The organism is Comamonas suwonensis (assembly GCF_012844455.2).
Lineage (GTDB): Bacteria > Pseudomonadota > Gammaproteobacteria > Burkholderiales > Burkholderiaceae_C > Comamonas > Comamonas suwonensis.
The window spans coordinates 122,970-132,787 of the sequence record NZ_JABBCQ020000014.1 but is presented as its reverse complement, the minus strand read 5'-3'; the positions used below and the strand labels follow the sequence as shown (position 1 = coordinate 132,787).

Below are 9,818 nucleotides of genomic sequence, written 5' to 3'. Positions count from 1 at the left end.
CAGGGCATGCAGGCGAAAGCTTTGATACTGAAGCCAAAAGGGAAATCCCTGAGCTACATGCCGATACGAAACTTTAACGCAGCGACGTCTCAAGGCTTGTGCTAACGGAAGCCGGGGCGCCTGAGGTGGCTGTGAGGTCGTGGTATCTTTGCCCTCTGTTTTTAGATACACCGAGACTCGTCCATGCTTGCCAAACGCATCATTCCTTGCCTTGACGTCACCGGCGGCCGCGTGGTCAAGGGCGTTAATTTTATGGAGCTGCGCGATGCGGGCGACCCGGTGGAAATCGCCGCGCGCTACAACGCGCAGGGCGCGGACGAGCTGACGTTTCTGGATATCACCGCCACTAGCGATGGCCGCGATCTGATCTTGCCCATCATCGAAGCCGTGGCTTCGCAAGTCTTTATCCCGCTGACGGTGGGCGGCGGCGTGCGCACGGTGGAAGATGTGCGCCGCCTGCTCAATGCCGGTGCAGACAAGACCAGCTTTAACTCCGCCGCCATTGCCAACCCCGACACCATCAACGCCTGCAGCGACAAATACGGCGCGCAGTGCATTGTGGTGGCCATTGATGCCAAGCGCCGCACACCTGAAGACGAGCTGCGCATGGGCCCGGGCGGCACACCCATGGGCCCGGGCTGGGATGTGTACAGCCACGGTGGCCGCAAGAATGTGGGCCTGGATGTGGTGCGCTGGGCTGCTGAAATGGCACAACGTGGTGCGGGCGAGATTTTGCTGACCAGCATGGACCGCGATGGCACCAAAAGCGGCTTTGATCTGAAACTTACCCGTGCCGTGGCCGATGCCGTGGGTGTGCCTGTGATTGCATCGGGCGGCGTGGGCAACCTGGACGATCTGGCCGATGGCGTGACCATTGGCGGCGCGGATGCGGTGCTAGCTGCCAGCATCTTCCACTACGGTGAATACACGGTGCAGCAGGCCAAGGAATGCATGCGCGCACGCGGTATTCCCGTACGCCTGTAAATCAATTTGAGAGCGGCTTGCGCAGGTTACTAGCGGCTTTTGATGTGTTTTGTGTTTAAGGTTGGCTGCTGGCCTGCGCTGGCAGCTATACAAAACAAAGGTCTGCTATGAGCTGGCTCGATCAAGTCAAATGGGATGCGCAAGGGCTGGTGCCAGTGATTGCGCAGGAGCAAGGCAGTGGCGATGTCGTCATGTTTGCCTGGATGAACCGTGAGGCGCTGGAGAAAACGGCCGAGCTCAAGCGCGCTGTGTACTTCAGCCGCTCACGCAACAAGCTGTGGTTCAAGGGTGAAGAGTCTGGCCATGTGCAGACCGTGCATGAGATCCGCATCGACTGCGACAACGACGTGGTTTTGCTCAAAATTACGCAAGAGGGGCATGATCCCGGAATCGCCTGCCATACCGGTCGCCACTCTTGCTTCTACAGCGTTTTCAAGGATGGGCAATGGCTTGCTGTTGATCCGGTCTTGAAAGATCCCGCTTCCATCTACAAATAAAGCCATGTCTGAACAAAACACCGCCTCGGTTGAAGGCGCACTAGCCCGTCTGGCCGCTGTCATCGAAAGCCGCAAAACCATCAATGGTGGCGACCCCGAGAAAAGCTATGTCGCCCGCCTGCTGCACAAAGGCCCCGACGCCTTTTTGAAGAAAATTGGCGAGGAGGCGACAGAAGTCGTCATGGCCGCCAAGGATGTGGATGCCGGGGCCGACAAGGGGAAAATCCTCTACGAGGTTGCGGACTTGTGGTTTCACACCATGATTGCGCTGTCGCACTATGGGCTGACGCCCGCCGAAGTGGTGGCCGAGCTGGAGCGCCGTGAAGGCACCAGCGGTCTTGAAGAAAAAGCCTTGCGCAAGGCGACCGAACGCGCCGCGCAGGAGAAAGGAAGCACCTGATGACTGACGATCGCGACATCATTGACGTACACAGCAGCAGCTCTGCCGAGATTGAAGGCCTCAAGGCCTGGGGCTGGGTCAGCTATCTGCTGCATCTGGTGGTGGCCGTAGCCGCCGTTCTGCCGGGCGCGCAGGTCAGTGTGTTTTTGCTGATCGTTGCGGTCATCATTGATCTGGTCAAGCGCGGTGATGCGCGCGGCACCTGGCAGGAGAGTCACTTCTCATGGCGCCTGCGCAGCGTTCTCTGGGCGGCGGTGCTGTATGCCATCACCTTCCCGTTCTTCCTGCTGGGGCTGTTTATCTTCAACCCGGCATGGGTGGTAGTGTCCATCTGGTTCCTCTACCGCATTGTTAGCGGCATGATCGCCATGAACAAAAATCGCGCTATTCAGCCCTGATTGGCGCTGATTCAATACCAAGCCCCTGCTTTCTGGCAGGGGCTTTTTTGTTTTTGCAGGGAATTTTGCTGCACTGCAACAGATTCAGGCTGACATGCAGATAGGCCGCCCGCGTCTATGCGATGCTACAGAGGCTGAATAAGCTCGCGACATGGGTTATCAACGCTTCACAGGATTGTTCAATGGCTTCAGAAACCTCTCACACTATCAACCTCGCTTTGCAAGGAGGCGGCTCGCATGGCGCGTTGACCTGGGGGATTCTGGATGCGCTGCTGGAAGACGATAACCTGATCTTCGAGGGCATCAGCGGCACCAGCGCCGGCGCGATGAATGCTGTGGTGCTGGCCCACGGCTTTGCCCAGGCTGCCGCGCAGGAAAAGAAGGTGGACGACGCCCGGCACTTAGGTCGCCAACTGGCTCGCCAAGCCCTGAAGCAGCTCTGGGAAGGTGTGGGCACCATGGGCAGCGTGGGCAAGATGTTCTGGGCAGCGCCGCTGCCTGGCAGCAAGCAGTTTCTGGGCATCCTCAATCAGTTTTTGTCGCCCTATCAGACCAATCCGCTCAATATCAACCCGCTGCGGCAGTTGCTGACCGGGTTGGTGGATTTTGAGACGCTGGCTAACCCCGCGCACCCCACGGCGGTGCCCAAGCTCTTTGTTTGCGCCACCAATGTGCGTACAGGGCGGGGGAAAATTTTCTCGGGCGAGGAAGTGACGGCAGACGCCATCATGGCCTCGGCCTGCTTGCCGCAGATGTTCAAAGCGGTGGAGATTAATGGCGAGCGCTACTGGGATGGCGGTTTTTCAGGCAACCCGGCCCTGTACCCGCTGATCTACGAGACCAAGAGTCGCGATATCTTGCTGGTGCAGATCAATCCCAAAGAGTCTGATGTGTCGCCCGACACGGCCCGCGACATCATGGACCGCATGAACGAAATCACCTTCAATGCCTGCCTGCTGGCCGAGCTGCGGGCCATCGGGTTTGTGGTGCGCCTGCTGGAGCAAAAGCGGCTGGATGCCGACCGCTACAAGCATGTGCTCATGCATCGCATTGATGGCGGTGAGGTGCTCAAGCCTTTTGGAGCATCCAGCAAGGTGCGTGCAGACATGGTCATGGTGCGCAAGCTGTTTGATCTGGGGCGCGAGCGTGGCCAGCATTGGCTGCAGGAGAACCGAGAGCATTTGGGTGTGAAGCAGACGCTGCGCTTCACCGAAAATGTAGGATAAGCCCCGAGGCGCTTTGCGCCTTCCTCCAAGGGGGACGACACCTCGCTGTGAGACGGCACTTGCCCGGTTTTCCTGATCAAGGTGTGCGAGAGCATCAGCTGCTTGCTGTGCAGGTGTTCCCTTACTGAATATAAGATTGACCATGCATAACCACGATTACGATTCCAGCTGCATTTTTTGCCGTATCGCCAAGGGCGAGATCCCTTCGCGCAAGGTCTATGAAGACGAAGAAGTGTTCGCCTTCCACGACATCAACCCTGCAGCGCCTGTGCACTTTTTGATGATTCCCAAGAAGCACATCGCCTCGATGGCGCATCTAAGCGCTGAAGACTCGCCTTTGCTGGGCCGCATGATGGCGCTGGCCCCCAGGCTGGCGCTGGAGCAGGGCTGCAATCCTTATCCTGATGGAGGCTTTCGCATCGTGGTCAATACCGGTGCCGAAGGCGGTCAGGAAGTGCATCACCTGCACCTGCATGTCATGGGCGGTGCGCGCCCCTGGCTCAAAGGCTGAGAAACTGCGTAACTTTCGCATCTTGGACGATGCGTTCCGGGCGGCTATAGAGTTGCCAGCAGCAGGCTTTTTGGGTGATTGTGACGAATCTGTCAAAAGCCCCGTCTAAAATGGTTTGCAATTCTTAGGAGATTCTCATGGGCTCTTTTTCTATCTGGCACTGGGCGATCGTGCTGCTCATCGTGGTTCTGGTGTTCGGCACCAAGAAGCTCAAGAACATCGGCTCCGACCTGGGTGGCGCCGTCAAGGGCTTTAAGGACGGCATGAAGGAAGGCGGCACGAACGCTGATTCCAGCGCCGCCGCTGGCCAAGTGGCCAACCAGCAAGCCACTGACAAGGCCACCATTGACGTGGAAGCCAAGCAAAAAAGCTGAACGCTGCAGGACTGACATCTAGATGTTTGATATTGGCCTGTCCAAAATGGCGCTGATCGGTGCCGTGGCCTTGGTGGTCATCGGCCCCGAGAAACTGCCGCGCGTGGCCCGTATGGTGGGAACCATGCTTGGGCGGGCGCAGCGTTATGTGTCCGACGTCAAGGCAGAAGTCAACCGCTCCATGGAGCTGGATGAGCTGCGCAAGATGAAGGAAACGGTCGAGACTGCGGCACGCGATGTGGAATCTGGCGTTCGCAATCAGGCCTCGGACCTTGAAAAGGACTGGGGCGATGCGACCAAGGATCTGCGTGACGATGCGCACATGACTTCGGCTTCGTCGTTTGATTCCTATGACTCGGACGGCGGCTATACCGGTTTTGATACGAATAGCGCCGTAGTGCCCAGCTACAGCCATCCGCGCAAGAACTGGCGCCTCAAGCGCGGTGCCGTGCCCCAGTGGTACAAGGCGCGCGCTGGAGTGCGTAACAAAGTTCAGTCGGGTGCGGCGCGCGTGGCGCGTTTTCGCCCCAAGAAGTTCCATTGAGCATGCTCAGCTGCAGCCTGCCGGCCATGAGGCCGTTGCCCGTTTCGGGCGCAGGTTTGCCTCTGGTATGTAGCCCCTTGCCCGTGTCTGCGGGCGTTGTTGTTTCAAGCGTGCAGAGCTGTTCAGGCTCTGGCGCGGTTTTGCACCATGTCCGAACCCTCTAAAGAAGACGAACTCTCAGGCACGGAGCAGCCATTTGTGCAGCACTTGATGGAGCTGCGCGATCGCGTGCTCTACAGCCTCTATGGCGTTCTGATCTGTGTTGCACTGCTGATGTTCTGGCCCGGCCCGGATGGCCTGATCGACTTCATCGCCATACCCATCAAAGAACACATGCCCCCCGGCGCAAAGCTGATTGCGGTGGGCGTTTTTTCGCCATTCTTTGTGCCGCTCAAGGTGCTGATGATGGTTGCGGTGCTGATGGCGCTGCCTTGGCTCATGTATCAGGTCTGGGCCTTTGTGGCCCCCGGTCTGTATAGCCACGAGAAGAAGTTTGCCCTGCCGCTGATTCTGTTTGGCAGCTTGCTGGCCTATGTCGGCATTGGCTTTGTGCAGTTCTTTGTGCTTGGCAATATGTTCAAGTTCATTCAGCACTTCACGCCTGCCAGCGTGGCGGCTACGCCTGATATTGCTTCGTATGTCGAAGCGATTTTGTCGCTCTATATCGCCTTTGCCGCAGCTTTCCAGGTGCCGATTGTGGTGATGCTGTTGGTGCGACTGGGTCTGGTCGAGATTGAAAAGCTCAAAGCCTTTCGCGGCTACTTTGTGGTGCTGTCCTTTGTGATTGCCGCCATCATCACGCCACCCGATGTGATCTCGCAGCTGGCGCTGGCCATTCCCATGTGCCTGCTCTATGAGATTGGCATTCTGGGTGCGGGCTGGTTCAGCAAGGCATCGCGTGCCCCGGAGGCAGAAGGCGAAACAGGCGCGGCAGCCGATAAGCCCACAGACGGTAATTGATCGTTTTCGACCCTTCATGAAAAAGCCCTTGAAGTAATTCAAGGGCTTTTGTTTTGATAGCTATTAGCGCTTTATGCATAAGCGCTTGGGGCATATTTGATGCATGAAAGTCCAAAGAAAAAAGCCAGCGAAAGAGGCTGGCTTTTGTCGTTTGAGGCAGTCTTTTAGCGGCGGCGACCTTGCTGCTGCAAAGTGTTGGCCGCAGGGCGGATGCCGGGGGTGATCTCCAGCATGACTTCGCTGTCTGCACGGCGCACATCAAACTTGGCAGCTTCACCGGGCTTGAGGGAGGCAACTGCGGTCAGCAACTCAGAGACATTGCGGGTGGCCGTATCACCCACTTTCACAATCACGTCGCCGGGGCGCATACCTGCTTGAGCGGCGGGACCGGCTTGCAGCACGCCGGTAATGATGACGCCTGCATCGGCCTTGACGCCAAAGGTCTCGGCCAGCTCGGGCGAGAGTTCATTGGGCTCCACGCCAATCCAGCCGCGGGTCACCTTGCCATCTTTGACGATGCCGTCCAGCACCATCTTGGCGGTAGAGACAGGAATGGCAAAGCCAATGCCCATGCTGCCGCCAGAGCGTGAATAGATGGCGGTGTTGATGCCCAGCAGATTGCCGTTGGCATCCACCAGCGCACCGCCCGAGTTGCCGGGGTTGATAGCGGCATCGGTTTGAATGAAGTTCTCAAACGTGTTGATGCCCAGTTGGCTGCGACCTAGCGCACTGATGATGCCGCTGGTCACTGTCTGGCCCACGCCAAAGGGGTTGCCGATAGCCAGCACGCGGTCGCCCACGGCGACCTGGTCAGAGTTGCCCAGAACGATGACGGGCAGCTTATCCATCTCGATTTTGAGAATGGCCAGATCGGTTTCCGGATCGGTGCCAATCACCTTGGCCTTGGCCTGGCGGCTGTCGGTCAGCGTGACTTCAATGTCGTCTGCACCCTCCACCACATGGTTGTTGGTGAGGATGTAGCCATCTTGACTAATGATGACGCCGCTACCCAAACCAGATTGCTCCTGTGGACCTTGCTCGCCAAAGAAGAACTGGAACCACGGATCGTTGGCGCGCGGGTGCCGCACTGCCTTGCTGGTATTGATGCTGACCACGGCCGGTGATGCCTTGCGTGCAGCTGGCGCGAAGCTGCCGGGAGCGACTTCACCTGCCGGAGCCGATGGAGCCTGTAGCAGCGCAATGCCAGCATTGCTACGGATGCTTCCGCGCTGAAGCCAGCTGGGCTGTAGGGTGGATACTACAAAATAGATAGCAACTAGGGCGGTGACTACCTGCGAAAACAGCAACCAGGTGCGTTTCATGTAATGGGTCTGGAGAGTGAGAGGAGTAATCCACATTGTGCGGCATGGCTCGTCGTAGGAGTGCAGCGATTGCGCTTGAACTTGTTGATTTGCTTACTCCAAAGCGTCAGGTGTTGCACGAAGCCAGTACATAGGGGTACTGCTGTCTAAAGTTTTGCCTCAGCGGTCGATGTGCGTGTAAACCCTAGAATGAATTTCGACTGCGCTTACGTCGCCGTTTCTGAAGTGATTGCCCACAAGGCGTTCGTGCCAGATGGGTGTGGCTCCGTATCAGGAATCCACCTCAATCGGTTTGCCTCTGCACGTTGACCCGTGTTGCGGCCTTATCTGCGCTGTCCTGCTGTTCGATCTAGGAAACACCATGACTACGCTTGACCACGCTGCCCCGGCTACCGCGCCGGCTGCTGCGAAGAATCGTCCCCTGAACCGGGAGGACTACAAGACCCTGGGCCTATCAGCTCTGGGCGGAACGCTGGAGTTTTATGACTTCGTGGTGTTCGTCTTTTTTGCCAACGTGATTGGCCGCCTGTTCTTTCCGGCTGAAATGCCGGAATGGATGCGCCAGCTACAGACGCTGGGCATTTTTGCGGCCGGCTATCTGGCTCGTCCCATTGGCGGCATTTTGATTGCCCACTATGGCGACATTCTGGGTCGCAAGAAGATGTTCACGCTGTCCGTCTTCCTGATGGCTGTGCCTACGCTCATTATTGGTCTGCTGCCCACCTATGCCTCTATTGGCATTGCCGCTCCTATTTTGCTGCTGCTCATGCGCGTGCTGCAGGGCGCAGCCATCGGCGGCGAAATGCCCGGTGCCTGGATTTTTGTGGCTGAGCACGCGCCTGAAAAGCGCTATGGTTTTGCGATTGGCGCGCTGACGTCTGGCATTACCGGCGGCATTTTCCTGGGCTCCATCATCGGTGTGTGGCTCAACAGCACTTATAGCCAGAGCGAAATTCACGATTGGGCTTGGCGCATCCCCTTTATTCTGGGCGGCGTGTTTGGTCTGGTCTCGGTCTACATGCGCAAGTTTCTGCATGAAACGCCTATCTTCAAGGAGTTGCAGGCGCGCAAGGCGGCTGACCGCGAACTGCCACTCAAAACCATCTTGCGTGACCACCGCGAAGCCTGCGCTGTCGTTGCACTGATGACCTGGATTCTCTCCACCGCGGTGGTAGTGGTGGTTCTGATGACCCCTAGTTATCTGCAAAAGAACTTCCATATTGAACCGGCAATGGCACTCAAGGCCAATGCCGTGGCCACTGTGACGCTGACCATTGGCTGCGTGTTCTGGGGTTGGCTGTCTGACAAACTGGGCACCAGGCTCACCATGATTCTGGGATGGGGCGGCATGGCGGCAACGGCCTATCTGTTCTATCTGAACCTGCCCGGTACTGAAGCCTCGCTGATCTGCACCTATGCCACCGTGGGCTTCTTTGTCGGTTCCATCTCGCTGTTGCCTGTGGTGGGCGTGCGCGCCTTCCCTGCGGATGTGCGCTTTACCGGCCTGTCTTTCGCCTACAACATGGCTTATGCGGTATTTGGTGGCCTGACTCCCATGCTGGTGTCTGTGTGGCAGCAACGCGATGTGATGGCACCTGCGCACTATGTGGCAGCCATGGGCGTGCTGGGTGTGCTCATGGCCTTCTGGCCGCTGGCCTGCAAGGGCTGGCAAGCCAAGAAGGCATAAAGCCGTACGGCAACTTGCAAGAGGGCAGCTTTAGCTGCCCTTTTTTGTGCCTGGCGGGCGGACTCAGGGCCATGCTCTGTCAGTCACAATCGCAGCATGAGCATTGAGCGAAACCACCTGCTATCCGTCTTCAATGGGCTGCTGCAGCCCGAGCGCTTCAAAGACTACGGGCCCAACGGCCTGCAGGTTGAAGGCAAGAGCGAAATTCGCCGCATTGTCAGTGGCGTGACGGCCAGTCGTGCCTTGATTGAGGCGGCGATTGACGCCAAGGCAGACGCGATCTTTGTGCACCACGGCCTGTTCTGGAAGGGCATGGATGGGCGTATCACTGGCTGGCTCAAAGAGCGCATCCGTCTGTTGATGGCCCATGACATCAATCTGTTTGCCTATCATTTGCCGCTGGACGCGCACTCCGAACTGGGCAATAACGCACAACTGGGCGTAAAGCTTGGCGTGCAAGGCCAAGCCGCATTTGGCGAGCAAAATCTGGGCTGGCTCGCTGATGTGGACTTTGCCAATGCCACAGCGCTGAACGAGCATGTGCAGGCGGTGCTGGGGCGCAAGGCCACCCTGGTGAGTGGTGATGTGCAAAAGCCTGTTCGCAAGCTGGCCTGGTGCACGGGTGGGGCGCAAGGCTTTTTTGAATCCGCCATTGCAGCGGGAGCGGATGCCTACATAACGGGCGAAATTTCAGAGCCCCAGATGCATCTGGCCCGCGAGATGGGCGTGAGCTTTATCGCCGCAGGCCACCATGCCACCGAGCGCTATGGTGCACCGGCTGTGGTCGCGCATGTGGCCCGCGAGTGCGGGCTGGAGCACCAGTTCATTGAAATTGAGAACCCTGCATAAGCACTGTTTTTCATCATTTCTGATAGCGGCTTGCGCTTATCCATAATTGGTTTCAAGCAATTTTGA

12 protein-coding genes are annotated in these 9,818 nt (G+C 57.8%); 11 read left to right on the top strand and 1 reads right to left on the bottom strand.

The window, feature by feature from the left end; translation table 11 throughout:
* The first annotated feature begins 183 nt into the window (after window positions 1-183).
* From hisF to tatC, 9 genes are all read left to right on the top strand, one after another.
* The gene (hisF, locus tag HF327_RS16080) at window positions 184-984 is read left to right on the top strand and encodes an imidazole glycerol phosphate synthase subunit HisF (RefSeq protein ID WP_198461235.1); all 801 of its coding nucleotides are present in this window, start codon (window positions 184-186) and stop codon (window positions 982-984) included.
* A gap of 68 nt (window positions 985-1,052) precedes the next feature.
* On the top strand, window positions 1,053-1,481 hold the full coding sequence (gene hisI, locus HF327_RS16075; protein ID WP_268904707.1) for a phosphoribosyl-AMP cyclohydrolase: 429 nt from the start codon (window positions 1,053-1,055) through the stop codon (window positions 1,479-1,481).
* A gap of 4 nt (window positions 1,482-1,485) precedes the next feature.
* The gene (locus HF327_RS16070; RefSeq protein WP_198461233.1) at window positions 1,486-1,881 is read left to right on the top strand and encodes a phosphoribosyl-ATP diphosphatase; all 396 of its coding nucleotides are present in this window, start codon (window positions 1,486-1,488) and stop codon (window positions 1,879-1,881) included.
* Window positions 1,881-2,279, top strand: a complete 399-nt coding sequence (locus tag HF327_RS16065) for a DUF4870 family protein (RefSeq protein ID WP_198461231.1) — start codon at window positions 1,881-1,883, stop codon at window positions 2,277-2,279. The genes HF327_RS16070 and HF327_RS16065 overlap by 1 nt, the downstream gene beginning before the upstream one ends.
* A 182-nt stretch (window positions 2,280-2,461) precedes the next feature.
* Window positions 2,462-3,505 carry a patatin-like phospholipase family protein gene (locus tag HF327_RS16060; protein WP_198461230.1) on the top strand — a complete coding sequence of 348 codons (1,044 nt, stop codon included), beginning with the start codon at window positions 2,462-2,464 and terminating at the stop codon, window positions 3,503-3,505.
* A 142-nt stretch (window positions 3,506-3,647) separates the two neighbouring features.
* Window positions 3,648-4,016, top strand: a complete 369-nt coding sequence (locus HF327_RS16055; protein WP_198461228.1) for a histidine triad nucleotide-binding protein — start codon at window positions 3,648-3,650, stop codon at window positions 4,014-4,016.
* A 137-nt stretch (window positions 4,017-4,153) separates the two neighbouring features.
* Window positions 4,154-4,390, top strand: a complete 237-nt coding sequence (gene tatA / locus HF327_RS16050; protein WP_099738651.1) for a Sec-independent protein translocase subunit TatA — start codon at window positions 4,154-4,156, stop codon at window positions 4,388-4,390.
* Between the two features lie 22 nt (window positions 4,391-4,412).
* Entirely contained in the window at window positions 4,413-4,934 is a 522-nt protein-coding gene (tatB, locus tag HF327_RS16045) for a Sec-independent protein translocase protein TatB (RefSeq protein WP_198461226.1), read from the top strand.
* Window positions 4,935-5,081: 147 nt separating this feature from the next.
* Complete coding sequence (gene tatC / locus HF327_RS16040; protein WP_198461224.1) at window positions 5,082-5,894, top strand: twin-arginine translocase subunit TatC; 813 nt, start codon at window positions 5,082-5,084, stop codon at window positions 5,892-5,894.
* 164 nt (window positions 5,895-6,058) lie between these two features.
* Here tatC and HF327_RS16035 read toward each other — a convergent pair whose 3' ends face one another.
* Window positions 6,059-7,216 (bottom strand): trypsin-like peptidase domain-containing protein, encoded by a 1,158-nt coding sequence (locus tag HF327_RS16035; protein WP_198461222.1) that lies wholly within the window; start codon window positions 7,214-7,216, stop codon window positions 6,059-6,061.
* 361 nt (window positions 7,217-7,577) lie between these two features.
* Here HF327_RS16035 and HF327_RS16030 point away from each other — a divergent pair, with 361 nt between their 5' ends.
* Complete coding sequence (locus HF327_RS16030) at window positions 7,578-8,903, top strand: MFS transporter (RefSeq protein WP_198461220.1); 1,326 nt, start codon at window positions 7,578-7,580, stop codon at window positions 8,901-8,903.
* A 96-nt stretch (window positions 8,904-8,999) separates the two neighbouring features.
* A complete protein-coding gene (locus HF327_RS16025) occupies window positions 9,000-9,752 on the top strand; it encodes a Nif3-like dinuclear metal center hexameric protein (protein WP_198461218.1) in 753 nt (250 codons plus the stop codon).
* Window positions 9,753-9,818 lie beyond the last annotated feature (66 nt).

Excerpts from the sequence above, each read along its gene's own strand:
- hisF (WP_198461235.1), top strand. The coding sequence starts at position 184 with ATGCTTGCCAAACGCATCATTCCTTGCCTTGACGTCACCGGCGGCCGC.
- HF327_RS16070 (WP_198461233.1), top strand. The coding sequence starts at position 1,486 with ATGTCTGAACAAAACACCGCCTCGGTTGAAGGCGCACTAGCCCGTCTG.
- HF327_RS16065 (WP_198461231.1), top strand. The coding sequence starts at position 1,881 with ATGACTGACGATCGCGACATCATTGACGTACACAGCAGCAGCTCTGCC.
- HF327_RS16060 (WP_198461230.1), top strand. The coding sequence starts at position 2,462 with ATGGCTTCAGAAACCTCTCACACTATCAACCTCGCTTTGCAAGGAGGC.
- HF327_RS16055 (WP_198461228.1), top strand. The coding sequence starts at position 3,648 with ATGCATAACCACGATTACGATTCCAGCTGCATTTTTTGCCGTATCGCC.
- tatA (WP_099738651.1), top strand. The coding sequence starts at position 4,154 with ATGGGCTCTTTTTCTATCTGGCACTGGGCGATCGTGCTGCTCATCGTG.
- tatB (WP_198461226.1), top strand. The coding sequence starts at position 4,413 with ATGTTTGATATTGGCCTGTCCAAAATGGCGCTGATCGGTGCCGTGGCC.
- tatC (WP_198461224.1), top strand. The coding sequence starts at position 5,082 with ATGTCCGAACCCTCTAAAGAAGACGAACTCTCAGGCACGGAGCAGCCA.
- HF327_RS16035 (WP_198461222.1), bottom strand. The coding sequence starts at position 7,216 with ATGAAACGCACCTGGTTGCTGTTTTCGCAGGTAGTCACCGCCCTAGTT.
- HF327_RS16030 (WP_198461220.1), top strand. The coding sequence starts at position 7,578 with ATGACTACGCTTGACCACGCTGCCCCGGCTACCGCGCCGGCTGCTGCG.
- HF327_RS16025 (WP_198461218.1), top strand. The coding sequence starts at position 9,000 with ATGAGCATTGAGCGAAACCACCTGCTATCCGTCTTCAATGGGCTGCTG.